Source organism: Paraburkholderia mimosarum LMG 23256 = NBRC 106338 (assembly GCF_000739815.1).
GTDB lineage: Bacteria > Pseudomonadota > Gammaproteobacteria > Burkholderiales > Burkholderiaceae > Paraburkholderia > Paraburkholderia mimosarum.
This window is the reverse complement of sequence record NZ_BBJJ01000033.1, coordinates 15258-41317: the sequence shown is the minus strand read 5'-3', so window position 1 is coordinate 41317 and position 26060 is coordinate 15258. Positions and strand designations below refer to the sequence as shown.

Annotated in this window: 19 protein-coding genes; 11 read left to right on the top strand and 8 right to left on the bottom strand. The window is 67.2% G+C overall.

The features are described 5' to 3' along the window. Positions 1 to 137 precede the first annotated feature (137 nt). Positions 138 to 1103, top strand: a complete 966-nt coding sequence (locus BMI01S_RS22770) for an NAD(P)H-dependent flavin oxidoreductase (protein WP_028229966.1) — start codon at positions 138 to 140, stop codon at positions 1101 to 1103. Between the two features lie 39 nt (positions 1104 to 1142). On the opposite strand, the gene BMI01S_RS22765 is transcribed toward BMI01S_RS22770, so the two are convergent. The 3 genes from BMI01S_RS22765 to BMI01S_RS38185 form a co-directional block, all read right to left on the bottom strand. After that, on the bottom strand, positions 1143 to 2102 hold the full coding sequence (locus tag BMI01S_RS22765) for a LysR family transcriptional regulator (protein WP_028229965.1): 960 nt from the start codon (positions 2100 to 2102) through the stop codon (positions 1143 to 1145). 197 nt (positions 2103 to 2299) lie between these two features. After that, positions 2300 to 3397 (bottom strand): porin, encoded by a 1098-nt coding sequence (locus tag BMI01S_RS22760; RefSeq protein ID WP_028229964.1) that lies wholly within the window; start codon positions 3395 to 3397, stop codon positions 2300 to 2302. A gap of 513 nt (positions 3398 to 3910) precedes the next feature. Beyond that, the gene (locus tag BMI01S_RS38185; RefSeq protein WP_051381295.1) at positions 3911 to 4489 is read right to left on the bottom strand and encodes a hypothetical protein; all 579 of its coding nucleotides are present in this window, start codon (positions 4487 to 4489) and stop codon (positions 3911 to 3913) included. A gap of 629 nt (positions 4490 to 5118) precedes the next feature. Here BMI01S_RS38185 and BMI01S_RS22750 point away from each other — a divergent pair. Further along, positions 5119 to 6165 carry a bile acid:sodium symporter family protein gene (locus tag BMI01S_RS22750; protein ID WP_028229963.1) on the top strand — a complete coding sequence of 349 codons (1047 nt, stop codon included), beginning with the start codon at positions 5119 to 5121 and terminating at the stop codon, positions 6163 to 6165. Positions 6166 to 6556: 391 nt separating this feature from the next. Next, entirely contained in the window at positions 6557 to 8407 is a 1851-nt protein-coding gene (locus BMI01S_RS22745; protein ID WP_028229962.1) for an EAL domain-containing protein, read from the top strand. Positions 8408 to 8544: 137 nt separating this feature from the next. Here BMI01S_RS22745 and BMI01S_RS38685 read toward each other — a convergent pair whose 3' ends face one another. Then, positions 8545 to 8700: a DUF3309 family protein gene (locus tag BMI01S_RS38685; RefSeq protein WP_036020952.1), complete on the bottom strand. Its 156-nt coding sequence runs from the start codon at positions 8698 to 8700 to the stop codon at positions 8545 to 8547. Between the two features lie 229 nt (positions 8701 to 8929). On the opposite strand from BMI01S_RS38685, the gene BMI01S_RS22735 reads away from it, so the two are divergent. The 7 genes from BMI01S_RS22735 to BMI01S_RS22705 all read left to right on the top strand — a co-directional run bounded on the left by BMI01S_RS22735 (position 8930) and on the right by BMI01S_RS22705 (position 18387). After that, positions 8930 to 9985: a LacI family DNA-binding transcriptional regulator gene (locus tag BMI01S_RS22735; RefSeq protein WP_042290667.1), complete on the top strand. Its 1056-nt coding sequence runs from the start codon at positions 8930 to 8932 to the stop codon at positions 9983 to 9985. 124 nt (positions 9986 to 10109) lie between these two features. Next, positions 10110 to 11438: an AGE family epimerase/isomerase gene (locus tag BMI01S_RS22730; RefSeq protein ID WP_238328105.1), complete on the top strand. Its 1329-nt coding sequence runs from the start codon at positions 10110 to 10112 to the stop codon at positions 11436 to 11438. Between the two features lie 4 nt (positions 11439 to 11442). Next, positions 11443 to 12417, top strand: coding sequence for a carbohydrate kinase family protein (locus BMI01S_RS22725; protein ID WP_028214628.1), 975 nt, complete (start codon positions 11443 to 11445; stop codon positions 12415 to 12417). 217 nt (positions 12418 to 12634) lie between these two features. Next, positions 12635 to 12856: a hypothetical protein gene (locus tag BMI01S_RS22720; protein WP_028214627.1), complete on the top strand. Its 222-nt coding sequence runs from the start codon at positions 12635 to 12637 to the stop codon at positions 12854 to 12856. Positions 12857 to 12950: 94 nt separating this feature from the next. Continuing rightward, the gene (locus BMI01S_RS22715) at positions 12951 to 13196 is read left to right on the top strand and encodes a hypothetical protein (protein ID WP_028229961.1); all 246 of its coding nucleotides are present in this window, start codon (positions 12951 to 12953) and stop codon (positions 13194 to 13196) included. A 332-nt stretch (positions 13197 to 13528) separates the two neighbouring features. Next, on the top strand, positions 13529 to 14467 hold the full coding sequence (locus BMI01S_RS22710; RefSeq protein WP_042290690.1) for an ion channel: 939 nt from the start codon (positions 13529 to 13531) through the stop codon (positions 14465 to 14467). A 296-nt stretch (positions 14468 to 14763) separates the two neighbouring features. Beyond that, complete coding sequence (locus tag BMI01S_RS22705; protein WP_028229960.1) at positions 14764 to 18387, top strand: indolepyruvate ferredoxin oxidoreductase family protein; 3624 nt, start codon at positions 14764 to 14766, stop codon at positions 18385 to 18387. A gap of 108 nt (positions 18388 to 18495) precedes the next feature. Here the strand turns inward: BMI01S_RS22705 and BMI01S_RS22700 are convergent, their stop codons facing one another. Further along, positions 18496 to 19761 carry an EAL domain-containing protein gene (locus BMI01S_RS22700; protein WP_028214625.1) on the bottom strand — a complete coding sequence of 422 codons (1266 nt, stop codon included), beginning with the start codon at positions 19759 to 19761 and terminating at the stop codon, positions 18496 to 18498. A gap of 530 nt (positions 19762 to 20291) precedes the next feature. On the opposite strand from BMI01S_RS22700, the gene BMI01S_RS22695 reads away from it, so the two are divergent. Further along, on the top strand, positions 20292 to 21959 hold the full coding sequence (locus BMI01S_RS22695; RefSeq protein WP_028214624.1) for a Na+/H+ antiporter: 1668 nt from the start codon (positions 20292 to 20294) through the stop codon (positions 21957 to 21959). Between the two features lie 82 nt (positions 21960 to 22041). Here BMI01S_RS22695 and BMI01S_RS22690 read toward each other — a convergent pair whose 3' ends face one another. The 3 genes from BMI01S_RS22690 to BMI01S_RS22680 all read right to left on the bottom strand — a co-directional run bounded on the left by BMI01S_RS22690 (position 22042) and on the right by BMI01S_RS22680 (position 25987). Next, complete coding sequence (locus BMI01S_RS22690) at positions 22042 to 23346, bottom strand: solute carrier family 23 protein (protein ID WP_028229959.1); 1305 nt, start codon at positions 23344 to 23346, stop codon at positions 22042 to 22044. Between the two features lie 411 nt (positions 23347 to 23757). After that, positions 23758 to 24381, bottom strand: coding sequence for a DUF2239 family protein (locus BMI01S_RS22685; RefSeq protein WP_028229958.1), 624 nt, complete (start codon positions 24379 to 24381; stop codon positions 23758 to 23760). A 91-nt stretch (positions 24382 to 24472) separates the two neighbouring features. Further along, positions 24473 to 25987, bottom strand: a complete 1515-nt coding sequence (locus BMI01S_RS22680) for a sensor domain-containing diguanylate cyclase (protein WP_036044208.1) — start codon at positions 25985 to 25987, stop codon at positions 24473 to 24475. Between the last annotated feature and the right edge of the window lie 73 nt (positions 25988 to 26060).

The window sequence follows — 26060 nt, the reverse complement described above, 5'->3', positions numbered from 1 at the left end:
CCGTTTACAACAATCGCACCCCGTCGCAAGCGCCGGCACGGCTGAACCGTCTCAGCCAGATCGCGCTTCGTCAGCCGCGCCGCAGTCGCGTATATCCGCCCCGCCGTTCACCCGAGCGCCGCAAGGAGGCCTCCGACATGGCATTGCCCACCGTCCTGCAAAACCTCTCGCTGCCCGTCGTGGGCTCGCCGATGTTCATCGTGAGCTACCCGGAGCTGGTGCTCGCGCAGTGCAAGGCGGGCATCGTCGGATCGTTCCCGGCGCTCAACGCCCGCCCGGCCGATTTGCTGGGCGAATGGCTCACGCAGATCCAGGCCGAACTCGCCGCGCACAAGGCCGCGAACCCCGAGGCCGTCATCGGGCCGATCGCCGTGAACCAGATCGTGCATCAGTCGAATGCGCGGCTCGAGCACGACGTGCGCGTGTGCGTCGAGCATCAGGTGCCGATCTTCATCACGAGCCTGCGGGCACCTCCGCGGGAACTGCTCGACGCCGTGCACGGCTACGGCGGCGTCGTGCTGCACGACGTCATCAATCTGCGCCATGCGGCGAAGGCGCTCGAAGCGGGCGTGGACGGGCTGATCCTCGTGGCCGCCGGCGCGGGCGGCCACGCGGGCACGACCTCGCCGTTCGCGCTCGTGGGCGAAGTGCGGCGCCTCTTCGACGGGCCGCTCGTGCTGTCGGGCGCGATCGCCAACGGCGGCTCGATCCTCGCCGCCCAGGCCATGGGCGCGGACCTCGCGTACATGGGCACGCGCTTCATCGCGACGAAGGAGGCGCATGCCGCGGAGGCCTACAAGCACGCGATCCTCGAAGCGAAGGCGGCCGACATCATCTACACGAACCTCTTCACGGGCGTGCACGGCAACTACCTCCGCGAGAGCATCGTGAACGCCGGGCTCGATCCCGACGCGCTGCCCGAGTCGGATAAATCGAAGATGGATTTCGGCGCGGGCACCTCGAAAGCAAAGGCCTGGAAGGATGTATGGGGCGCGGGCCAGGCCGTGGGCCTGATGGACGACGTACCCTCGGTGGCCGAACTCGTCGGGCGCCTCAGGCTCGAGTACGACGAGACGAAGGCGCGGCTGGGCATCGGCTGCTGAGCGTCGACCAGGCGGCTTTCAACCTTGACTGTTGTCGATTCATCGGGCGTCGGCCCTGAGTGCCGCCGCGCGGATCGCCTCCACGCCCGGCCATAGCTCGTGCTCCGAAAAACGGGCGGCGAGGAAATCGACGAACGAGCGCACCTTCGCCGAAAGATGGCGGCGGCTCGCGTACACGGCGTAGATGGGCAGTTCGCGCGGCGGCAAGGCATCGACGAGCAGCGGCACGAGCCGGCCTTCGGCGATGTCGTCGCCCACCACCTCGGTGCCGAGCATCGACAGGCCGCCGCCTTGCAGCACCACCACGCGCAGCGCTTCCAGGTGGTTGACGATGAGGTTGCCGCCCGGCTTGGGCTTCACGCCCGCGGCCCCGGCGCCTTCCGAGAACGGCGATAGTTCCTGCGCCGAAGCGCCCGCGTAATGCACGAAGTTGTGGCGCGCGAGATCGGCCACGTCCTTCGGCGCGCCGTGGCGGCGCAGGTACTCGGGGGAGGCGCACAGCACGATATGCGCGGTGGCGAGCGGCCGCGCGATCAGCGAAGACGATTTGAGCCCCGAAGGCGCGGCGCGGATCGCCACGTCGAAGCCTTCGTCGATCAACTCCACCACGCGGTCGGAGAGCGTGATGTCGACGGTCACCTGGGCGAATGCCGCGGCGTAGTCGGCGACCGCGCTCATCACATGACGCAACCCGAACGCCGTGAGCGACGACACGCGCAGCCGTCCCTGGGGCACGACGCTCGCGGCGCCCACGGCCTGGCCCGCCTCGTCGAGTTCGGTGAGCGCCTGGGCCACGCGCTCGTAATACTCGCGCCCCGCCTCGGTGGGCGCCACGCGCCGCGTGGTGCGGTTCAACAGACGCGCGCCAAGCTGCTGCTCCAGATGCATCACATGCTTGCTCGCCATCGCGGCGGACATGCTCAAGCGCTCGGCCGCCGCGACGAAGCTGCCCGCCTCCACCACCTGGCGGAACACTTTCATGCTGACGAGGGTATCCATCGCGCGGCCTTCACTTCGAACGTAAACAGACAGGAATCAATGGCCGCTATTGTGCGCGCTTTATCAAATGCTGGTGTTCAAACGCACAGACGCGCGCCGGGCATCGAATCGTACTGAGCGGCCCCGAAAGCAAAAACCCCGCACTGCGAGCAGCGCGGGGTTTTTGCATCGACCGTCGACTTTTCGGGCGGCGCGGATCAGAACTTCGCGCGCATGCCCACGCCGTAGGTCTGGCCGCTCGACATGTTGTCGAAGTGGTCGTACATGTAAGCGGCGTAGACGTCGGTGCGCTTGGAGAGCGCATAGTCGTAGCCGATGGCCGCCGTCTGGCGCGTCTGGTTCAGGCCGCCGCCATTGCGCGAGTACGCGTACGAAGCCATGACCGTGCCCGGACCGACTGGCGCGGTGACACCGCCCTGCGCGGTGTTGACGTGCCAGCTGCCCACATGCTGCCAGTTCGCCGTGTACATGTACTGGCCGAAGAACTTCACGTACTTGAGGTCGTACGAGAGGCCGACCTGCGCCACGCCCTGGCTCTTCAGGCCGATGATCGTCGTGTCGCCGCTCACGATGCTGCCGATGTCGCCCGGCGTGTTGTTGAAGTTCACGTACTGATAGACGGCCGTGGCCGCGAACGGGCCGTGGAAGTACAGACCTTGCACGCTCCACTTCTTCGAGCCGTTCTGGCCCGCCTGGTTGCCGAACGCGTACATCGCCGAGCCCGAGAGGCCGTTGAAGTCGGGCGTCGAATACTGCACGGCGTTGTTCCAGCCCGAGTCGCCCACCACGCCCTGATCGGTCGTGTAGGTCGGGAACGTCGAGAGGCCGAGGTACACGTGGTACACCATCGGCGAGAAGGTGTACGAATCGATGAACGGGTTGAAGAGAATCGTCGAGACGAACAGTTGCGTCGTGAGGCGCCCCGCCGTGACGGTGCCGTACGGCGATTCGAGGCCGACATACGCGTTGCGCGCGAAGAACGTGTCGCCGGCGAAGCGGCCGTACTGGCCGTTTTGCGCGCGGAAGAAGCTTTCGAGCGTGAAGATCGCCTTGTAGCCGCCGCCCAGATCCTCGGAACCCTTCATCCCCCAATACGACGTGGACATGCCGCCGCCACTCACGTTCCAGGCCGTCTGGCCGCCCGGAAATTTCGTCGCCCCGACCCACTCGTCGACCTGCCCGTAAAGCTGGACGCTCGATTGCGCGAACGCCGACGACGCGGCGGCAGCGAGTACGGCGGCGAGCGCGCTCGCCTTCAGGGTGGTTCGCAGCGCGTGGCTGACCGTTGTATTCATGGGTTCTCCAGTCTTTGTCAAAAAAATCGGCGGCTGAGGCGTTCGCGCGGGGCTGTGTTTTTTTCGGGGTTCACAGGAATGGCCGTCTTGGCGGATCCCATCTTTGCGGACCATTTTTCCGGTCAAAAATAAGCGCTGTTATCGCCGGTATACGGGGCGGATTAGTTTCCCGTTGGCGAGCCAGGCTTCGTCCCGCTTTTGCCGCTTCGGGGGATGGCTTGCACTGCGCCGCACCACTCCTCAGCGTTTCCCGAGAACCCCGTACGCAGCGGGGCGTTCGCGCGTCTAGCGGAGCCCAAAATGACGCACCGCAAAAACGAAAACGAGATTTGAGACGAAAGGCTTCCCGGTGACGAGGGATTTGCAAAAAGGTGTGGTATCCACGCGTCAGTTTTCACTGCGCGCTGAACGGAATTTTTTGGACGTGTTTCGACAGGTCAGTGCCTGGAGCACTCGAAACGGAGGGGCAACGTCGGGGAGGAAAAAACGGAAAGCAGCCGCGAGACGGCGCGCTCAGTTCCGGTACGGCGAGGGCATGGGCGGGCGAGGAACCTCGCCGCCGTTGCGTTGGAAAGGACGGAACGTGCCGCCGCGCTCCTCGTTGTAGCGGGCGACATCTTCGCGAATCGAACCTGCGCGCACCGGTGAATCGGCCGGCGGATGCGGCACCGGGCGCGTCTCCGCACTGACCGGCGTAATGGGATTGCGACGGGGATCGCCGCGATAGCCGCCGTAGTCGCCCCCGAACGGCGTGCCGTAGCTATACGTGCGATGCGGCGCCTGTTGCTGGACCTGCCCTTGCCACTGGTTCGGCGCACGGCCGCCAGCGCGATCGTGCCGGCCGCCCTGCTCCGCTACGCGCATGGGGGAAGGCCCATAGCCCGCGGCAGCATGGCCGAAGCCGGGTGCCGGCTGGCCGCCGTACACCGCGCTACGGTAACCGCCGCCCCACGCCGTACCGCCGCGATATGCGGGTGCCGGAGACATGGTGCGCACGGACATCGATGGCAGGCTCTGCGCGCGTGCAAAGCCGCCGCCGCCATGCCCCGCAAAACCGGGCTGCGCATGGGCGAGCGCAAAGAGGGCCGCCAACCCGGCCCCCAAGACCCACTGTCCCAGTTTCGACAACCCTGCGCGCATTGTGACGTTTCACCTGCCCGACGATTTCCTCATGGCAACCCGCCGTTCGGGCCATGGCGGGCCAGTCCCGGGAAGCCCACCGCACCGCGCGTAACGATTGCCGTCGCAACGGTTCGAACTTCCCATTGACGGTAATTTATGGGCGTGCCCTATGGGTGTCGAGCCAAAAGATGTTATGCCGCCCGAAGGGTTGTAACACCATGTTACTGAAGGGATTTCTTGCCTCCCCGGCGGCCTCCGAAGGCCGCCGGACAAGGCTTTCCGGGCGCGTGCGATCAAGGGGCGAGCCAAGCCGTTCCCACGTCGGAACATATGAAGAATGGGGGGACTCCTGAAGACTTTTTCGTCGCGGGAACACGCCTCGCGCGTCGACGAGTCAGGCTTCAGAAATGGCGCTTCAAGAACCCTTCAAAGGGTCGATACATGCCGAACAGTCATTAATCAATGCCTCAAATGAATTTGCTTTTTCAATCGGCTTGCGCCGACAATAGATGCCCTGAAATAGATGCCCTGATTAACCGTTGCGAGCACATCGATTCCGCGCGCAGCGAGGCGCCCAGGCGCGCACTTGAGATTGTCCGATGGCACGTCCGAAATTCCTGCCCGATAACTTCACCCTCTGCCTCGTCGGCACGGTGATTCTTGCGAGCCTGTTCCCGGTGCACGGCCAGGCCGCCACCGGTTTCAACTGGCTCACCAACGTGGCCGTCGGACTGTTGTTCTTCCTGCACGGCGCCAAGCTTTCACGGGAGGCGATCATCGCCGGCGCGACGCACTGGCGGCTGCACCTCGTCGTTCTCCTCAGCACGTTCGTGGTCTTTCCGCTGCTGGGCCTCGCGCTCAAGCCGGTGCTTTCGCCGCTCGTCACACCGGCGCTCTACGCCGGCGTGCTGTTCCTCTGCACGCTGCCTTCCACGGTGCAGTCGTCCATCGCGTTCACGTCGATCGCGCGCGGCAATGTGCCCGCCGCCGTTTGCAGCGCTTCCGCGTCCAGCCTGATCGGCATCTTCGTCACGCCCGCGCTCGTGAGCCTCATCGTCACGAACCAGAGCGCGAGCGGCGGCTCGGCGTGGCACACCGTATGGAACATCGTCCTGCAACTGCTCGTGCCGTTCGTGGCCGGCCAACTGCTGCGCCCGGTGATCGGCCGCTGGATCGAGCGCAACAAGGGCGTACTCAGGTTCGTCGATCAGGGCTCGATCCTGCTGGTGGTGTTCGGCGCGTTTGCCGAGGCCGTCAACGAAGGGCTCTGGCATCACATTCCGCTCACCGCGCTCGGCGGCCTGCTCGTGGTGAATGCCGTGCTGCTCGCGCTCGCGCTCGGCATCACGATGTTCACAAGCAAGAAGCTCGGCTTCTCGCGCGCCGACCAGATCACCATCATTTTCTGCGGCTCGAAGAAGAGTCTCGCGGCCGGCGTGCCGATGGCGAAGGTGATCTTCGCGTCGAATGCCGTGGGCGCGGTCGTGCTGCCGCTCATGCTGTTCCATCAGATCCAGCTCATGGTGTGCGCGGCGCTCGCGCAGCGCTGGGGCGCTCGCGACATGCGCGCCGAACGCGCCGCCAGCGCGGGCGACGAGTCGCGCGCCGGGGCCAGCGAGCGCACCGCGACGGCTGTCCGCCGCTGAGCTTCGTTCGTCGATGCGCCGGGCGGGCCGCCAAAGGCCGCTGGGCGCCGTTGTGCCGTTGTGCCGTTGTGCCGTTGTGCCGTTGTGCCGTTGTGCCGTTGTGCCGTTGTGCCGCTGCCTGCCGCAGTGCGCTGCGCTATGCCGCTGTGGCGCTGTGCGCAATGCCGCTGCGCCCCTGCTCCGCTGCGTTCTGCCGCGAACGTCGCGGCAGAGTTCCCAGGGCGCCCGAGCGGGCCCCCACTGCGCGCACCCGCGCCGCTCTTCTCCCGCGCTTTGCGCGTCTCTCCCGCGCCACCAGGCCACGCATCCGTGGCGCTGTCACCAAAAATTCATTTAATTCATCCGATCATATGCCGTTAATTTCAACGTCTTCGCCCGTTCCGGCCTGTTCATGTCCGCTCCCGCGCCATTCCTGCAAGCCACACCCGGCGTCGGGGCACTGATCGCCCAGCGCCAGTTGCGCGCCGTTTTCCAACCCATCGTCGACTTCGGGGGTGGCGCGATCCTCGGCTATGAAGGGCTCATCCGTGGGCCAGCCGGCTCGCCGCTCGAAACGCCCGCCGCCCTCTTCGCACGCGCCGGCGAAGAGCAATGCACCGCCGCACTCGAACGCGCGGCCGCCAGCATCTGCATCGAGACGTTCGCCGGGCTCGACTGCCCCGGCAAGCTGTTCCTCAATTTCAGCGCCGACGCGCTGCGCCAGCTCACCGCCGCAGACGACGCCGCGGGCGCGCTCTTCGACGGCCCGATCGACCCCACGCGCGTGGTGATCGAGCTCACCGAGCAAAGCGCCATCCATGACCTGCGCAACTTCGCCCCCGTCGTCGAGGCCTTGCGCGCCTCGGGGGCCCAGTTCGCGCTCGACGACTACGGCACGGCCAACGCGAGCCTCGGTCTTTGGGTCCAGCTGCAGCCCGATGTCGTGAAGATCGACCGCTTCTTCGTTCACGACATCGCCAACGACGCCCTCAAGTTCGAGGCCGTGCGCGCCATGCAGCATTTCGCGCAGGCGAGCGGCACGCGCCTCGTGGCCGAAGGCATCGAGAACGCCGCAGACCTCATCGTGCTGCGGGACATGGGCATCGACTGCGGCCAGGGCTTTTTCTTCGGCCGCCCGAATGTGGAGCCGCTGCGCGTGCTAGCGCCCGAGGCGCGCGAGGCGATCCGCGCGGACCACATCGCCGTGTTCCCCGAAGCCACGCGCAGCGCGGGCGCCGCGCAACCCGCGGGCGGCGGCGCGCCCGCAGGCAAGATGCTGGTGCGCGCCCCCGCGCTGCCGCGCCACGCGACCAACAACGACGTCCTCGAACTGTTCAACGGCCTGCCCGACCTGCACGCCGTGGCCGTGGTGGAAAACGAAGCGCCCATCGCGCTCATCAACCGCCGTGCGTTCATGGACCGCTATGCGCTGCCGTATCACCGCGAACTGTTCGGCAAGAAGCCCTGCCTGCACTTCGCCAACGCCCAGCCGGTGCTCATCGAGCAGTCGATGACCGTCGAGCAGATGGCGACGCTCCTCGCGAGCGACGACCAGCGCTACCTCGCCGACGGCTTCGTCATCACCGACAACGGCCGTTACGCCGGGCTCGGCACGGGCGAAAGCCTCGTGCGCGCCGTGACGGAAGTGCGCATCCAGGCTGCGCGCTACGCGAATCCGCTCACGTTCCTGCCGGGCAACATCCCCATCAGCTCGCACATCGAGCGTCTGCTCTCGAACGATGCGGGCTTTCATGCGTGCTACGTCGACCTGAACCAGTTCAAGCCCTTCAACGATCAGTACGGCTACTGGCAAGGCGACGAAGTGCTGAAGTTCGCGGCGACGGTGCTCGCCGACACGTGCGACCCCACGCGCGACTTCCTCGGCCACGTGGGCGGCGACGACTTCCTGATCCTGTTCCAGAGCGAGAACTGGCACGCGCGCGCGTGCCGGGCCATCGAAACGTTCAACCAAGGCGCGCAGCGCTTCTATGCGCCGGAGGACCGGCTCGGGGGCGGCATCCACGGCGAGGATCGCCACGGCAACGCGACCTTCTTCAGCTTCGTGACGATGGCGATAGGTTGTGTGCACATCGCGGCGGGCGAAGGCGCGCGGCACAGCAGCGACGCGATCGCCTCGCTCGCGGCCCTTGCCAAGCGCCGCGCGAAACAGGAGGCGACGGGGCTCGTCGTGATCGACGGCAGCACGAGCGCCGATCTGCTCCCCACGCCCGGCCTCGCCGGCGAAGCCGCCCGCGCGTCGTAGCGACTGACCTCCCGCCCTCCCCCGGCAGCCCGGCAAAAACATGGGCCAGCCGCACGGCCCGTGCCGCGCGGCCGGCCCGTCGCGCTTTCGCGTTCGCGTTGCTTTCGGGATGCTGCTGCGACGAAAGCGTGTCGTCGCTAGATCGTGCCCATCAACACCAGGACGAGGACGATGATCAGGACGATGCCGATCGTTCCCGACGGCGCGTAGCCCCACGAGCGGCTGTACGGCCAGGCGGGGAACGCGCCAACGAGCACCAGGATGAGAATGACCAGAAGCAGGGTGCCGAGCATGATGCCTCCGTAAGTCGAATGTCAGTGTTCTCGTTTTCGCAACCACCGTGCCCGCACGTGTTTAGTAACATTTACTAAACAAAGAAAATTGCGTTTATCTCCACGTTTACGGGTATTTACCGGGGGAATACAGCGCTGACTTCGGTTTCGTTCGCGGATTTTTACTATACAATCGCCGCACACCCGGCCACTCCGGGAAAACGCTTCGCGCCATCGCAAGCCAGGAATCATGGGGACAACCATTCGTGACGTCGCGCAGGCGGCCAACGTGTCGATCGGCACGGTGTCGCGCGCGCTGAAAAACCAGCCGGGCCTTTCCGAAGCCACGCGCGAGCGCATCGTCGAAGTCGCGCGCACGCTCGGCTACGACTGCGCGCAGCTGCGCCCGCGCATCCGCCGGCTCACGTTCCTGCTGCACCGCCAGCACAACAATTTCGCCGCGAGCCCGTTCTTCTCGCACGTGCTGCACGGCGTGGAAGACGCCTGCCGCGAGCACGGCATCGTGCCCGCGCTCCTCACCGCCGGTCCCGCCGACGACACCGTCCAGCAGTTGCGCCTTCACGCGCCCGACGCCATCGCCGTGGCGGGCTTCGTCGAGCCGGAAATGCTCGCTGCGCTCGTCGCGCTGCAACGGCCGCTCGTGCTGATCGACCTGTGGGCGCCGGGCCTGCGCTCGGTGAACATCGACAACGCGGCGGGCGCGGCGCTCGCCATGCAGCATCTGTTCGAGCTGGGGCGGCGGCGCATCGCGTTCATCGGCGGCTCGCTCGCGCACTACAGCATCGCGCAGCGTGCGCTCGGCTATCGCCGCGCGTTCTTCGAGGCGGGGCTCCTGTTCGACCCGTCGCTCGAAACGACGATAGACGGCGGGCTCGATCCCGACACGGGCGCGTCGCTAGCCATGCAGCGCCTGATCGACACCGCGCGCGCGGCGTCGCGCCCGCTGCCCGACGCGCTCTTTGCCTACAACGACGCCGCCGCGCTCGCGGCCATGCGCGTGTGCTTTGCCAATGGCCTGCGCGTGCCCGAGGACATCGCCATCATCGGTTTCGACGATATCGCGGGCGCGACGCACGCCTCGCCGCCGCTCTCGACGATCGCCGTCGACAAGGAAGCGCTCGGGCGGCGCGGCGTCGAACTGCTGCTCGAAGAGACGCCCGCCGCCAGCGAGATCCGTTTGCCCGTGCAGCTCGTCGCACGTGCAAGCACATTGGGTGCGGCGTCACCGGATTTCGTCGCCGCGTACGCGATCCGCCCCACTGCAGGCACGCCGCAGAGCGCCTGAAGCGCCCCGCGAATTTGCGTTGGAGTTGCGTTTGAAATTGCGTTGGAGTTGCGCTGACAACAGACTGAAAACGCGTTGAAACCTCGCTGAAGCCACGTCCAAGCCAGAAGAGAAAGCCATGACGATGACCGCCGACACCGCCTCCCCCGCCTCTCCCGCCTTCGCACAAGCCGGTTCCGTGCCGGGCGTCGCGAGCTTTCGCGACCGCGGCTTCCTGCTCGGCCACGTGCAGGACACGCTGCGCTTCTACGCGCCGAATGTGCTCGACGCCTCGGGCGGCTTCTTCCACTACTTCCGCGACGACGGCTCGATCTACAACGCCCACTCGCGGCACCTCGTGAGCAGCTGCCGCTTCGTCTTCAACTATGCGATGGCGTATCGCGAGTTCGGCGATCCGCAGCATCTGGAATACGCGCGCCACGGCCTGCAGTTTCTGCGCGACGGCCACTGGGACCCGCAATTGCAGGGCTACGACTGGGAGATCGACTGGCGCGACGGCAAGAAGCGCGTGCTCGACGCCACGCGCCACTGCTATGGCCTCGCGTTCGTGCTGCTCGCTTACGCGCATGCGGCGATGGCCGGCATCGAAGAAGCGCGGCCGATGATCGGCGCGACCTTCGAGCTCATGGAGCACCGTTTCTGGGACGGCGCGGCGGGCCTCTACGCCGACGAGGCGAGCGCGGACTGGATCGTCACCGGATATCGCGGCCAGAACGCCAACATGCACACGACCGAGGCGCTGCTAGCGGCCTACGAGGCGACGGGCCATCTCGTCTATCTCGACCGTGCGGAGCGCGTCGCGTCGAACATCACGCTGCGCCAGGCGAAGCTCTCGCAGGGCCTCGTGTGGGAGCACTTTCACGCGGACTGGTCCGTCGACTGGCATTACAACGAGGAAGACAGCTCGAACATCTTCCGCCCGTGGGGCTTCCAGCCGGGCCATCAAACCGAGTGGGCGAAGCTCCTCTTGCTGCTCGAACGGCACCGGCCGCTGCCCTGGCTGCTGCCGCGCGCGATCGAACTCTTCGACGCCGCCATGGCGCACGCGTGGGACAACGATCACGGCGGCCTCTACTACGGCTTCGGCCCCGACGGCACCGTATGCGATCACGACAAGTACTTCTGGGTGCAGGCCGAAACCTTCGCCACGGCGGCGCTGCTCGGCAAGCGCACCGGCAACGAGCGCTTCTGGGACTGGTACGACGAGATCTGGCGCTACAGCTGGGCGCATTTCGTCGATCATCGCTATGGTGCGTGGTATCGCATCCTGACCTGCGACAACCGCAAGTACAGCGACGAAAAGAGCCCAGCCGGCAAGACCGACTATCACACCATGGGCGCGTGCTACGAAGCGTTGAACGCGCTGCCCGGACGCGGCATGGCGCCGGTCGTGGGTCGCGAGGAAGTCGCGACCTCCGGCGTCACGACCAGCCAGACCCCAGCCGAGGACTAAGACGATGAGCACCTGCAGCACTGGCCCGGACTTCTCGTCCGGCTTCCCGGCCTTCATCTCGGCCGGCGACATCCTCACCGATCTCGTGCGCGTGCCCGCGCCCGAAGGCGCGCCGCACGGCACCCAGCCTGGCGCCGATTCGCACTGGCGCGCCCACCCCGGCGGCGCGGGATGGAACGTCGCGCGCGCGGTCGCGCGTCTCGGGCTGCCCACGGCGTGCGTGGGGTCGCTCGGCGTCGACAACTTCTCGGACGAACTGTGGAACGCGAGCGTGGCCGCCGGCCTCGACATGCGCTTCATGCAACGCGTGGAGCGCCCGCCGCTGCTCGCGATCGTGCATCAGACGCATCCTCCCGCGTACTACTTCATCGGCGAGAACAGCGCCGATCTCGCCTTCGATCCCGCGAAGCTGCCCGAAGGCTGGCGCGCGCACGCGAAGTGGGCGCACTTCGGCTGCATCAGCCTCGTGCGCCAGCCGCTCGGCGAAACGCTCGCCACGCTCGCCGCCGAACTGCGCGCGGCCGGCGTGAAGATCAGCTTCGATCCGAACTACCGCAACCTGATGGCGCACGGCTACGAGCCGATCCTGCGCCGCATGGCCGCGCTCGCCGACCTCATCAAGGTCTCCGACGAAGACCTGCGCATGCTGTTTCCCGGCACGAGCGAGGCCGACGCCATCGAAGCCGTGCGCGCGCTCAATCCGGCCGCCACGCTGCTCGTCACGCGCGGTGCACAGGCGGCCGCGCTCTACGTCGGCGACGAGATGATCGAGGCGGCGCCGCCGCGCGTCGAGGTGGCCGACACCGTGGGCGCGGGCGATGCTTCCATCGGCGGGCTGCTGTTCAGCCTGATGAGCGCACCGCAACGCGACTGGCGTCAGCATCTCGCTTTTGCGCTCGCCGCGGGCGCGGCCGCGTGCCGCCGGCCCGGCGCGCATTCGCCGACGCTCGACGAAGTCGTCGCGCTGCTCGCCGATTAAGGAAGGCGGCGGCCCGCGGCACATCGCCTCTTCGGGCGACGCGGCGCTGACACGAAAGCGCCGCGCCGCCGTCATATGCGTGCCCCGCAGCCGCGCGGGCAACGTGCTAGCATGGAATTTCCCTCCTGTTGCGGGTGATGCGCGCAGCGCGCGGCCCGAGCTGCGCGGCCGTCACGCACGGCCCACGTCGAGGGTTTTCCTTCGCGAGGAGCACGTTATGGAAGACGTCACCTACACCAAGGGGATCTACACGGCCGTCGCCTCTGTGCGGCCCATGAATGCCGGCCAGTACCAGGGCCTGGTCTCCCTGGCGCGCGACGACGGCGAGGAACTCGAAAACGCGGTGTATGAAGTCGAGGCCGCGTCGGGCACGCCGGAAGAGGCTCTCGAAGAAGCCAAGGCGTTGGCGCATCGTATTCTTGGCGAGCTCGAACTGTAGGTCGCCAACGCCCTTTCAGGGCATGTTGACAGCGCTGCATGGGACCGGGTGCTCTGCACGGAACCAAGCCCTTGCGGTCGACAGGAGGTGAAGCATGGCCGAACAGCTCTTCCTTTACGGCGTCTACGCCATCCACGTGCATCCCCTCGAACTCCAGGGCGCTCGCTGGGACGCCGAGTATCAGATCACGCATCGCGACAAGGCCGTACAGCCGTGGGTCACGGTAGGCGGCAACGCGGGCTACGAAGCGCCCACACAAGCCGTCGATGCCGCACGCCGCCAGGCGATCGCCGATATCGAGCACGGCGCGGGCATACCGAAGCCGCACGGGTTTCCGTAAGCCCGCCGTGCAGTGCAGCCGCGAATCTCTTGCACTTGCGCTCGCGTTCGCCGCAGCGCCAGCGGCGCGGCGGCGCGTCCTGCCGCTAGCGTCCGCTGGCGGCCTTCCCGCTTTGGCCTGCACTTTGGCTCCCGTGTTACCGGACTGCCGCGCACGGTTTCGGTGTCCTTTTCAACCTCCGGCTTGTCCCGTCCCTCCGGCGTTGCTACGCTTTCCCTTCTCGATTCAGACCCGCAGGGACCATCATGACGCCCGAAACGCCGGAGCGCGTCGCAAACCAGGAAGCCGCCCAGCAGGCCGAGTCCGCGCCCAATGATTCGCCGGGCGTGGACATGGACGCCTGCAAGGCCGAAACCCCGAGCGGAGCAAAGCGAGGCGCGCGGCGCGGCACGCCGCGCAAGCTGCATATCGGCGGGCGCGACGTGCTCGTCTACGGCATGCCCCAAACCTGGGGCGACTTCTATCATTCGGCGCTCACCATGCGCTGGCCCGCGTTCTTCGCCTTGCTCGCGGGACTCTTCCTGCTCCTCAACGGCGTGTTCGCCTGCCTTTACCAGCTTGGCGCCAGGCCCATCGCCAACCAGTACCCCGACGGCTTTCTCGGCGCTTTCTTCTTCAGCGTGGAGACCCTCGCGACGGTCGGCTACGGCGACATGCATCCGCAAACGCTCTACGCGCACATCGTCGCGACGCTCGAAATCTTCGTCGGCATGTCGGGCATCGCGTTGGCCACCGGGCTCGTCTTCGCACGCTTCTCGCGCCCCCGCGCGAAGATCATGTTCGCCCGCCAGGTCGTGGTGCATCCCATCGAAGGCCGCATGACGCTCATGGCGCGCGCGGCCAATGCCCGCCAGAACGTCATTACCGAAGCGCAGGCGAAGCTGCGGCTCATCCGCGTCGAGACCTCGTCGGACGGCTATCGCCTGCGGCGCATCCACGACCTCAAGCTCGTGCGCGAACAGCATCCGCTCTTCACGCTGGGCTGGAATCTCATGCACGTGATCGACGAGGCGAGCCCGCTCCATGGCATGACGCCCGAGATGCTCGCCGACCAGCAAGCCACGCTGCACGTCGTGATCGAGGGCTCCGACGAGTCGACCGCGCAGACCATGCAGGCGCGCTACAGCTGGTCGGACGAGCAGATCCGCTGGCACTACCGCTACGTGGACCTCATGAGCGACGTGGGGGAGGTGAGCACGATGGACTACGCCCACTTTCACGATGTCGTCCCGTTCGATGGCGCGAAGCCTTATGCGCCTCGTACGATCTGACGGGCGCACGAAAGCCGATGCGCAGGGGCGCGCGACGGCACAGGGAAGATCTCTCTCCAAATCCCGCTGACGTGGGCAGGCTCTCGCGCAATTGACCGGCGGCACCGGAGAGTTAGCAAAAAATTTCCGGCATCGGCGAGAAAAAATAGAGTCTCTTTTGCCGCTCTCCACGGAGGGCGTACGACAGCAAGCCCGGCATGGGATCGCAGTAGGCGCTACTGCATTCGACAGCCCTGCATGGGATCGCACCAGGTGCTCTGCACTGAGTGCGTTCGATAAACACGGAGACTCCCCACATGACCGCGCGCCCCGCGTTCGGCGACACGCCCTCGCCGCTTGATACGCCGCCCCTCGCCGACTACAAGCTCACCGACAACCTCACCGCCACGCGCGGCCGCATCTTCCTGACCGGCACCCAGGCGCTGATCCGCCTCGCGCTGATGCAGCGCGCACTCGACCGCGCGCACGGCCTGAACACCGCGGGCTTCATCAGCGGCTATCGCGGCTCGCCGCTCGGCATGGTCGACCAGCAGGCGTGGAAGGCGAAGAAGCTGCTCGAAGCCGCCGACGTGCGCTTTTTGCCCGCCATCAACGAGGAACTGGGCGGCACGGCCGTGCTCGGCACGCAGCGCGTGGAAGCGGACGCCGAGCGCACCGTCGAAGGCGTCTTCGCCATGTGGTACGGCAAAGGCCCGGGCGTGGACCGCGCCGGCGACGCGCTCAAGCACGGCAACGCCTACGGCTCGTCGCCTCACGGCGGCGTGCTCGTGGTGGCCGGCGACGATCACGGCTGTGTGTCGTCGTCGATGCCGCATCAGAGCGACTTCGCGATGATGGCGTGGCACATGCCCATCGTGAATCCGTCGAACGTGGCCGACATGCTCGAATTCGGCCTGTATGGCTGGGCGCTCTCGCGCTACTCGGGCGCGTGGGTGGGCTTCAAGGCAATTTCGGAAACGGTGGAGTCGGGCTCGACCGTCGATCTCGATGCGTTGAAAACGGACTGGCAAGCGCCCGAAGGATTTACGCCGCCGCCTGGCGGCCTGCACAACCGCTGGCCCGATCTGCCGAGTCTCGCGATCGAGCAGCGTCTCGCCGCCAAGCTCGATGCCGTGCGCCACTTCGCGCGCATGAACAGCATCGACAAGTGGATCGCGCCGAGCCCGCACGCGAACGTGGGCATCGTGACTTGCGGCAAGGCGCACCTCGACCTGATGGAGGCGCTGCGCCGTCTCGATCTCTCGGTGGAAGACCTCGACCGCGCAGGCGTGCGCATCTACAAGGTGGGCCTGTCGTTCCCGCTGGAGATGTCGCGCATCGACGCCTTCGTCTCGGGCCTCACCGACGTGCTCGTGATCGAGGAAAAGGGCCCGGTGATCGAGCAGCAGATCAAGGACGATCTCTACAACCGTAAGGAAGGCGCGCGCCCGACCGTGACCGGCAAGCACGCCGAAGACGGCACGCTGCTGCTCTCCGAGCTTGGCGAGCTGCGCCCCTCGCGCATCCTGCCGGTGTTCGCCGCGTGGCTCGCGAAGCACCGGCCCGCGCTCGACCGCCGCGAGCGCGTGGTCGATCTCGTCGCGCCGCAAATCCTCTCGAACGCCGCCGACGCCGTGCGCCGCACGCCCTACTTCTGCTCGGGCTGCCCGCACAACACGTCGACGAAGGTGCCCGAGGGCTCGATCGCGCAGGCCGGCATTGGCTGCCACTTCATGGCCTCGTGGATGGAGCGCGACACCACCGGTCTCATCCAGATGGGCGGCGAAGGCGTGGACTGGGCCGCGCACTCGATGTTCACGAAGATGCCGCACGTGTTCCAGAACCTCGGCGACGGTACGTACTTTCATTCAGGCATCCTTGCGATTCGCCAGGCCGTGGCGGCGAAGACCAACATCACGTACAAGATCCTCTACAACGACGCCGTGGCGATGACAGGCGGCCAGCCCGTGGACGGCAGCATCTCGGTGCCGCAGATCGCGCGCCAGGTGGAGGCCGAGGGCGTCTCGCGCTTCGTCGTGGTGAGCGACGAGCCCGAGAAGTACGACGGCCATCACGGCCTCTTTCCGAAGGGCACGACGTTCCATCACCGCAGCGAGCTCGACACCGTGCAGCGCGAGCTGCGCGAAACGCCGGGCGTGACCGTGCTGATCTACGACCAGACCTGCGCCGCCGAAAAGCGCCGCCGCCGCAAGAAGGGCGAGTTCCCCGATCCCGACAAACGCCTCTTCATCAACGAGGAAGTGTGCGAAGGCTGCGGCGATTGCGGCGTGCAGTCGAATTGCCTATCGGTCGAGCCCGTGGAAACGGAGCTGGGCCGCAAGCGCCGCATCGATCAATCTTCGTGCAACAAGGACTATTCGTGCGTGAACGGCTTTTGCCCGAGCTTCGTGACCATCGAAGGCGGCAAGCTCAAGAAGGCCGCGGGCGCCGCATTCGATCCAGAGGCGCTCGCTGCCCGCGTGAAGGCGTTGCCCGTTCCGGCCACGCATCTCGACAACGCGCCTTATGACATCCTCGTCACCGGCGTGGGCGGCACGGGCGTGGTGACCGTGGGCGCGCTCATCAGCATGGCCGCGCACCTGGAAGGCAAGAGCGCTTCGGTGCTCGACTTCATGGGCTTCGCGCAAAAGGGCGGCTCGGTGCTGTCGTTCGTGCGCTTCGCCGCGACGGACGCGCTGCTCAACCAGGTGCGCATCGACACGCAGCAGGCCGACCTGCTGCTCGCCTGCGACATGGTGGTGGGCGCGAGCGCCGACGCGCTGCAGACCGTGCGCCATGACCGCACGCGCATCGTCGTGAATACGCACGAGATTCCGAATGCGTCGTTCGTGCAGAACCCCGATGCGAACCTGCACGCCGATGCGCTGCTCGCGAAGATGCGTCATGCGGCGACCAACGGGGCAACGCCGGCGCAAGATCCGCTCGCCGCATGCGATGCTCAGGCACTCGCGCAGCGCTATCTCGGCGACACCATCGGCGCGAACATCGTGATGCTCGGCTTCGCGTGGCAGCTCGGCCTCGTGCCGGTTTCGCTCGCGGCGCTCACGCGCGCGATCGAACTGAACAACGTGGCCGTGCAGGCGAATCTGTTCGCGTTCTCGATCGGCCGCATGGCCGCCGCCGATCCCGCTGCGCTCGAAGCGCTCGACACCCGCCAGGCAGCAGCGGCCAAGGCCACGGCGCGCAAGCTCACGCAAACGCTCGACGAACTGATTGCCGATCGCGAAGCGCGTCTGCTCGCGTATGGCGGCGCGAGCTACGTGAAGCGGTATCGCGCCCTGGTTGATGCGGCTCGCAGTGCGGACAGGAGTGCGGAACAAACGCTCGCGCGCGCCGTTGCCACGACGTTCTATCGTCTGCTTGCCGTGAAGGACGAATACGAAGTCGCACGACTTCACACCGACCCGGCATTCCGCGCCGCGCTCGAAGCGCAGTTCGAAGGCACGGCGGGCAGCGACTTCACCGTGAAGTTCAACCTCGCGCCGCCGCTCATCGCACGCGGGAAGAACGGCCAGCATCCGCGCAAGATGCAGTTCGGCCAGTGGCTCTGGAGCGCCTTCGGGTTGCTGAAGAAGGGCCGCAGCGTGCGCGGCACGTGGCTCGATCCGTTCGGCAAGACGCTGGAGCGCCGCATGGAGCGCGCGCTCGCCGGCGACTACGAGGCGACGCTGCGCGGCGCGTTCGCGCGCCTCACCGCCGAAAACGCTGACGACGTCGCGAAGCTCGCCAGTCTGCATCAGCGCGTGCGCGGCTACGGCCACGTGAAGCTCGCGAACGTCGCGGCGGTCAAGCGCAGCGAACGCGAACTGGCGGCGCGCCTTGGCATCGACGTGAAGACGAGCGCTGCTGTGGAAGAGGCACTCGCCTCGTTCAAGGGCGCGGGCGCGCTGCGCGGCATTCCGGTGGTGGTCGCGAAGTGACGCCGATTTAACCGATGTGATGGGAAGCGCGAAGCGTGCGCCGTTCGTCTGGACGGCGCGCGCTTTTTTCATGGTTCACGCATCGAGCAAGGCTTCGCAGACGCGCGGCTACTCGAACCAGTCGATATCGCCGCACAGCACGCAAAGGCGCCCACCCACCTGCACCGCGATCGAAAGCGTCACGCACGGCAACGCCTCGTTGATCGACAGATACGGCCCGGTCACGTGCACGCGCCCCGGCGTGACGAGCGCCGCGCGGAAGTACGGCCTGCGCAGCCAGCTCGCGCCTTGCGCGTCTTCCAGCGGCAAAAAGCGCGCGTCGCGCTCCGCTCGGTCGACGCGCAGCACCACGTTACGGCCCGCCTGCCTGCCGTCCGCATCGAGCAGATAGCAGCGCACCGCGTGATCGAGCGCGAGGAAGTTCCAGCACACTTCCTCCATCGGCTCGCCGTCCGAGAGCCGTTCGGCGGCGCGCTCGAACGCGCGCTGGTACGGTGCGAGCCGGCTCGTCTCGCCTCGCTCGCGTGTTTCGGTCTGCTGACGAAAACGCTCCGTCGCCTCGGCGATCACGCCTTGCACGTGCGCGGCGTCGGTGAGCCCGGGAGCGGGCCGCGCGAAGAAGAAGCCCTGCACGAAGTCCGCGTTGCAGGCGAGCGCAAGCTGCGCCTCGTGCTCCGTTTCCACGCCTTCGATCAGCACGAGCTTGCCCGCGTCGTGCAGGAGCGCAACCAGCGCGGGCAGCGTCGCGGCCATGTCGGCGCGGTGCTGGGCGTGCATGAGCATGATGCGGTCGAGCTTCACGATGTCGGGATTGAGCTGCCACACGCGGCCGATGTCGACGTTGCCCGCGCCGAAGTCATCCAGCGCCACGAGAAAGCCGCGCTCGCGAAACGACGCCACGGCCTGCGCGAGCGCCTCCAGATCGGTGCCTTCGTCTTCGAGCACCTCGAGCACGACGCGCCGCGGCGCGATGTTCAGGCGCCGCAGGTTCGCCAGCAGCGCCGCGGTGTGATACGACTCGATCAGCGTGCCGGGATGCACGTTCAGAAAGAGCCATTCGCGCTCCGCGCCGAGCAGCGCGAAGTTTTCCAGGTGCAGCCCCTGGGCGAGCCGGTCCACCAGCAGCGCATCGCCGACGCGTGCGGCATCGCCGAACACGTCGAGCGGCGACACCGGGCGATCGAGCGCATCGTGCGCGCGCAGCAACCCTTCATAGCCCACCGCACGCATGTGCGAGAGGCTGAACACCGGCTGGAACACGCTCGTGAGCGTGAGGTCGCCGTGATGGGCGCTGTAGCGCTGCAGCCCCGAAGTGACGCTGAGATCGAAACCGTGGGGGGCCACGGCCGTTTTGTCCTGCTGCTCTGTGATCATGCCATCCTCTAGCGCTTAGGAAGACGCTGCGTTCCGCACGGCCCTCGCAGGGCCCGCGCGGTCGCCCATAGCCTTGGTTCCGTTGCGTCACGGTGGGATCAAGCAAGGTCCGTGCTCGCTCGCACCGCGATCTGGCACGCATCGAATCGTGCGCTGGCCCCGATCGCGTGCGCCGCGAAAGGGCGCGCCGTGCACCGCGCGAGATCTCACGTGGTGCACCGATATCGTGCGCCTTTCTCCGCGCGTTTGCTTTGGTGATTGCGCGCCCAAGGCGATCGATTGTCGCCAGCCCGGCGGCCGCCGTCGACCAATGGGGGCCGGGTCCGCAGCGCTTCCTGCGCGAAGCCTTGCGCGCTTCGGCGCGGCATGCGGGCTCATCGGGCTAAACTGTCCCGCGATCGGCGACACCCAAATACGCGCCAGAACGCAGTGCCGCAACACGCGCGAAGCGCATCCCGGCATCGCTCTCCCGTGCTTCCTCGCTTCGCCCCTGCCACGTCGCTTTCCGCTTCTCCGCTTTCGGCTTCCCGATGGACATCCTTTTCACCGTTCTCATTCTGCTGCTTGCCGTCGCCGTGTCGGGCATCGTCACGCGCATCATGCCCGTCAAGCTGCCGTTGCCGCTCGTGCAGATCGGCATTGGTGCGCTGCTCACCTTTCCGCTGGTGAACCCGCACGTCACGTTCGATCCCGATATCTTCATGGCGTTGTTCATTCCGCCGCTGCTGTTCGCGGACGGCTGGCGCATGCCCAAGCGCGAGTTCTTCATGCAGCGCCGCGCGATCCTCATGCTCGCGCTGGGCCTCGTGCTGCTGACCGTGGTCGCCGTGGGCTACTTCGTGCACTGGCTCGTGCCGCAGATCTCGCTGCCCGTGGCCTTCGCGCTCGCAGCCGTGCTCTCGCCCACCGACGCCGTGGCGCTCTCGGCCATCGCCGGCAAGGACAGGATTCCCGCGCAACTCATGCACATCCTCGAAGGCGAAGCGCTGATGAACGACGCCTCCGGCCTCGTCGCGCTCAAGTTCGCCGTGGCCGCGGCGCTCACCGGCTACTTCTCGCTGCGCGAGGCGGCGATCAGCTTCGTGCTCATCGCGGCGGGCGGTCTCGCCCTGGGGGCCGCGATCGGGTGGATCTTCAGCTTCGTCTCCGAGCGCTTTCTCAACGTGACCGACGACGGCGACCCCGCGCCCGGCGTCGTGCTCACCTTGCTGATTCCGTTCGCGGCGTATCTCTTTGCGGAGCACCTCGAAGTCTCCGGCGTGCTTGCCGCCGTGTCGGCCGGCATGACGATGAACTACACGAGCGTCGCGCACAAAGGGCCGGTGTCGACGCGGGTGCGCGCGTCGAGCACCTGGTCGATGATCGAGTTCGTCTTCAACGGCATGGTGTTCACGCTGCTCGGCCTGCAATTCCCCGGCATTCTCGGCAAGGCGCTGCTCGACGCCCACCACACCAGCAACGCGCAGATGCTGCGGCTGCTCGGCTATATCGCCGCGGTGCTGGCCGCGCTCTATGCGATGCGCTTCGGCTGGGTGTGGCTGCTGCGCTGGATCGCGAGCCGCAATGCGGCGCGCCACGGCGTGGCGAACGCGGTGCCGGGCCTGCGCACGGTGGCGATCACGACCGTGGCGGGCGTGCGCGGCGCGGTGACGCTCGCGGGCGTGCTCTCGCTGCCGATCGCGCTGGCCAACGGCACGCCGCTGCCGGGACGCGACAGCGCCATCTTCATCGCGACGGGCGTGATCCTCGCCTCGCTGCTGGTGGCGATCGTGGGCCTGCCGCTGTTGCTGCGCGGCGTGCGCCGCGCCGCACAGGGGCCGCACGCCGCCGAGGAGCGCGCCGCGCGCATCCAGGCGGCGCAGGCGGCGATCCGCGCCGTGGACGCGGTGCACGAGAAGGTGAGCCAGGAACTCGAGGAAGCGCAGGCCGCCCATGCCGCCGACACGACCGCGCGCGTGATGGACATCTACCGCCGGCGCCTCGCCTCGCTCGACGCCGACCGCGACCGCAGCGCGAACGCGCGACGCTCCGACGCGCTGGAGCTGGAGATGCGGCTCGCCGCGATGCGCGCCGAACGCGCGACGCTGCTCGCCCTGCGCAACGGCATGCAGATCAACGACGAAACGTTGGCGAAGCTGATGCGCGAAGTCGATCTCTCGGAAACGGCGCTGACGACGCGCGGACGCAATCGCGGATGAGCGTTGGCCTCACGCACGCGCCCGGATCGGGAATCGGAAGAGAAAGCGCGGCGCCGGAACCGGCGCCGCGCGAGCGGAAAGCCTAGACCGCCGCTTCCTGCGCCGGCTTGCGGCGCAGCAGGGCATAGAGAATGATCGCGCCGAACGTGGCGGTGCCGATGCCGCCCAGACCGAATCCGCCGAGCTTGAGCGAGAAGTCGCCCGCGCCGAGCACGAGCGTGACGGCGGCGACGATGAGATTGCGGTTGTCCGAGAAGTCGACTTTGTTGACGACCCAGATGCGTGCGCCCGTCACGGCGATGAGACCGAACACGACGATCGAGACGCCGCCCAGCACCGGGCCCGGAATGGTCTGGATCACGGCGCCGAACTTCGGCGAGAAGCCGAGCACGATGGCAATGAGCGCGGCGATCACGAACACGAGCGTCGAATAGATCTTCGTCACCGCCATCACGCCGATGTTTTCCGCGTAGGTGGTGACGCCGGTGCCGCCCGCGAAGCCCGAGACGACCGTGGCGAGGCCGTCGCCGATGAACGCGCGGCCCACATAGCGATCGAGGTTGTAGCCCGTCATCGCCGAGACGGCCTTGATGTGGCCGAGATTCTCCGCCACGAGGATCACGGCGACGGGCACGAGCAGCGTCATGGCGTGCGGATCGAACACGGGCGCGGTGAACTTCGGCATGCCGAACCAGGCGGCGTTCGCGACAATCGAGAAGTCGATGGGCTTGCCCATACCCATGCCGTTCGTGACGATCGCGTAGATCACGTAAGCGATCAGCAGGCCGACGAGAATCAGCAGGCGCTGGAGCATGCCGCGCGTGAACACGGCCACGGCGCCCACGCAGAGCACGGTGACGATGGCCATCCACGAGTCGAAGGTCGAACCGCTCACGCCCCTCACGGCGATGGGCGCGAGATTCAGGCCGATCACGCAGACGATCGCGCCGGTCACGACCGGCGGCATGAGCGTCTCGATCCACCGGGTGCCGATGGCCGAGACGAGCACGCCGATCAGCGTGTAGGCCACGCCGCACGCGATGATGCCGCCGAGCGCGATGGGGATGTTGGGATTGACGCCATGCCCGTCATAGCCCGTCACGGCGATCACGAGACCGATGAACGAGAAGCTCGAACCGAGATAGCTGGGCACGCGCCCGCCGACCACCACGAAGAACAGCAACGTGCCGACACCCGACATGAAGATGCACAGGTTCGGGTCGAAGCCCATCAGCAGCGGCGCGAGCACCGTCGAGCCGAACATGGCGACGACGTGCTGCACGCCCATGGCGAACATCTGCGGCCAGGGCAGGCGCTCGTCGGGGGCCACGACGCCACGGGCGCCACCCGTCTGCGCGCGCCAGCGGGGGAAATAGGAGTCGGACATGGGTTCCTCTTGTCGGCGTGATGTTGCGGTTTGGTTCTGGTTGTTTTCTGGTTGTTGGCGCGCGCACAACGATGCATTGGCCGCCCTTGATGCAGATCAGGCGGGAGTGTACGGAGCCGCAATCCGCGTGGCAAGCCGCAGGTAAGGCGTCCGAAAACCTGTGCGTTTCAGGGTTGGAATCGCCGTCCGGCCGCAGCCAGTGCTGAGTCTCGAGCAAAGGCCGAACCGAGTTTAAGACTTCTCCTATGTTGGGCGCGGGAAGCCAGCCCTACACTGGTGTTGCTGCGTGACTCATGACATCTCATGCAGAGGTTGTAAGTTGTAAGTTTTAAACTCTCCGATTTCTCCGCTCGTGCCCCCTGCTCGAGCGGTTTTTTTTTGCCCGCATGATCGGCTTGCTGACATTGCCCGTCACTCGAATGCAGCGTCCGCCAGTTCTCGCGCATAGTCGCGCACGTCCTGAGGCCACGCGGCGTTCGCGGCTTCGAAGCGCCCGCGCTCGCTCGCGTAAAGCGCGCGCAACGCCTCCTCGTAATTGGGCAGATTCCCGGCCAGCGCGGTCATGAAGCGATACGCGGCTTCCTGAGCCGCACGCACGCGTTCACGCGCCTCGCCTGCGTGGCGCGCCGCGTCCACGAGGCGGCGCAGCACCACCGAGGCGCCGCCTTGCTGCGCGCCGAGCCAATCCCAGTGGCGCGGCAGCAGCGTCACTTCGCGCGCCACCACGCCGAGCTTCGGGCGGCCGCGGCCGCGCGGAGCGTCATCCGGCGTCGCTTCGGGCGCGTCGTCCGACGCCGCTGCGCTCCGCTCGCGGCTCGCCTGCGCCGCGAGGCGCGCCTCGATGTCGCTTTCCGTGCCGCGCAGGTCGAATTCCACCGGACGCGCGTCGCGATCGTCGAAAACCAGCACCGCGCCGGCGCCTTCATTCGCTTCTCGCGCAAGCTCCGCCTTGACCGCCAGCGCTACCTCGAGCGGCGCACCTCGCGCGATCAAGCGCATGCCCGCAAATGCCGTGCAACCGTTCGCCGCCACCATGGCCTGCTCCTGTGTTCTATCCAATGATGGCTCGAATATTACCCGGGTAAATTAATTCGTGCAATATCATCCGGGTAATATTAAAGGGCTGTCAGCCCGAGCGACGTTCGACCTTTGCGCCGGGGACGTCATCGTTGGCGGTGGGCAGCCATGCCGCCACGCGGTTACCGCCTGAGCGCTTGGCGGTGTAGAGCGCCGCGTCGGCGGCGTCGGTCAGCGCGCGCCAGCCGCCAAATGCCCGCTGTGTCGTGCAGGCTACGCCCACGCTCACGGTCACCACGCCGTTCGGGCTCCCGGCGTGCGGCCGCGCCAGCGCCTCGATGGCCGCGCGCACCTTTTCTCCCAGCGCGAGCGCCTGCGCTTCGCCCGTGTCCGGCAACAGCAACACGAACTCCTCGCCGCCGTAGCGCGCCGCGCAGTCCGCCGCCCGGCGGGCGTGCGCGCCGAGCGCTTGAGCCACGGCGGCGAGCGCGTCGTCGCCGGCCAGGTGGCCGTAGTGGTCGTTGTAGAGCTTGAAGCGGTCGACGTCGATCAGCGCGAGCGAGAGCGGGCTGCCCGAGCGGCGCGCGCGTGCCCATTCGTGGTCAGCGCGCGATTCGAAGGCGCGCCGGTTCGCGAGCGACGTGAGCGCATCGGTGCCCGCCTGCATCCGCAGCTCGGCCTCGATCGCGCGGCGCCGGCGCAGCTGACGCATGAACATGACGGCCAGCAGGATCAGCGAGGCGTCGAGCAACGCCGTGAGCGTGCCGATGATCCAGGCGCGCACGCGCCATTCGCGGTAGATGTCCTCCGCCGCGACGGCCACGCTGAACACGAGCGGATAGCCGCGCACGCGCCGCAGCGCGTACCAGCGCCGCACACCATCCACGGGGCCGACATTGAAGAAGCCGTCCGCCTGCGCGTGCGCGAAGTTTCGGAAGAGCGAGGATCCGGCGATGTTCCTGCCGATCAGCGCCGGGTCGTAGGGACGCCGCATGAGCAGCGTGCCGTCGGCGAGCGCGAGCAGCACCGCGCCGTTCGTGCCGATGTCGACGCCGCTGAAGAGCTGCTGGAAATAATCGAGGCGCATCGTGCCGACCACGACGCCCGCGAACGAGCCATCGGGGTTCGAGAGGCGGCGGCTCAGGCCGATGGTCGCGTTCTGTGGACCGTCGCGCGGGATAAACGGCCGGCCCAGAAAGAGGCCCACGTTCGGCGAGTCGCGCTGTGCGATGAAAAAATCGCGGTCGGCAAGATTGAGCGCACGCGGCGGCACGGAGCGCGAATCGAACACCACGTCGCCCGCCGCGTTCGTCACGAAGATCGCGCCGAGATGCTTCGCCGTGGCCGAGCGGTCGAACAGCACGTTCTCTCGGATGTCGGCGGGCAGCGACGCGATGCGCGGGTCGTCGAAGGCATCGACGATCGCCTGCAACGAAAGCGCGTAGACGTCGAAATTGCGGGCCGTGTCGCGCTCGAAGAGCAGCGCCATGTTGGACGCGGAAGCGCGGGCGCTCGCGAGCGCGTCATGCCGCATCTGCGCCATGACCCACGCGGCGACGAGCGTCAGCACTGCGGCGAGCGCAATGCCGATCGCAAGCACGGTGTTGGGTCGGCGGGTCGTCATGTCGGGCCTTCGGGAGCTGGCCTTGCGGTGGCGCCGGAGCGGAGTTCCTCGGCGGACGCTTGCCGCGCACGGT

Bases quoted from the DNA above. Each gene is read 5' to 3' on its own strand.
- BMI01S_RS22695 (WP_028214624.1), top strand. From the start codon at position 20,292: ATGGACATCCTTTTCACCGTTCTCATTCTGCTGCTTGCCGTCGCCGTG.
- BMI01S_RS22690 (WP_028229959.1), bottom strand. From the start codon at position 23,346: ATGTCCGACTCCTATTTCCCCCGCTGGCGCGCGCAGACGGGTGGCGCC.
- BMI01S_RS22705 (WP_028229960.1), top strand. From the start codon at position 14,764: ATGACCGCGCGCCCCGCGTTCGGCGACACGCCCTCGCCGCTTGATACG.
- BMI01S_RS38685 (WP_036020952.1), bottom strand. From the start codon at position 8,700: ATGCTCGGCACCCTGCTTCTGGTCATTCTCATCCTGGTGCTCGTTGGC.
- BMI01S_RS22680 (WP_036044208.1), bottom strand. From the start codon at position 25,987: ATGACGACCCGCCGACCCAACACCGTGCTTGCGATCGGCATTGCGCTC.
- BMI01S_RS22760 (WP_028229964.1), bottom strand. From the start codon at position 3,397: ATGAATACAACGGTCAGCCACGCGCTGCGAACCACCCTGAAGGCGAGC.
- BMI01S_RS22725 (WP_028214628.1), top strand. From the start codon at position 11,443: ATGAGCACCTGCAGCACTGGCCCGGACTTCTCGTCCGGCTTCCCGGCC.
- BMI01S_RS22745 (WP_028229962.1), top strand. From the start codon at position 6,557: ATGTCCGCTCCCGCGCCATTCCTGCAAGCCACACCCGGCGTCGGGGCA.
- BMI01S_RS22700 (WP_028214625.1), bottom strand. From the start codon at position 19,761: ATGATCACAGAGCAGCAGGACAAAACGGCCGTGGCCCCCCACGGTTTC.
- BMI01S_RS22685 (WP_028229958.1), bottom strand. From the start codon at position 24,381: ATGGTGGCGGCGAACGGTTGCACGGCATTTGCGGGCATGCGCTTGATC.
- BMI01S_RS22750 (WP_028229963.1), top strand. From the start codon at position 5,119: ATGGCACGTCCGAAATTCCTGCCCGATAACTTCACCCTCTGCCTCGTC.
- BMI01S_RS22770 (WP_028229966.1), top strand. From the start codon at position 138: ATGGCATTGCCCACCGTCCTGCAAAACCTCTCGCTGCCCGTCGTGGGC.
- BMI01S_RS22765 (WP_028229965.1), bottom strand. From the start codon at position 2,102: ATGGATACCCTCGTCAGCATGAAAGTGTTCCGCCAGGTGGTGGAGGCG.
- BMI01S_RS22715 (WP_028229961.1), top strand. From the start codon at position 12,951: ATGGCCGAACAGCTCTTCCTTTACGGCGTCTACGCCATCCACGTGCAT.
- BMI01S_RS22735 (WP_042290667.1), top strand. From the start codon at position 8,930: ATGGGGACAACCATTCGTGACGTCGCGCAGGCGGCCAACGTGTCGATC.
- BMI01S_RS22720 (WP_028214627.1), top strand. From the start codon at position 12,635: ATGGAAGACGTCACCTACACCAAGGGGATCTACACGGCCGTCGCCTCT.
- BMI01S_RS22730 (WP_238328105.1), top strand. From the start codon at position 10,110: ATGACCGCCGACACCGCCTCCCCCGCCTCTCCCGCCTTCGCACAAGCC.
- BMI01S_RS22710 (WP_042290690.1), top strand. From the start codon at position 13,529: ATGGACGCCTGCAAGGCCGAAACCCCGAGCGGAGCAAAGCGAGGCGCG.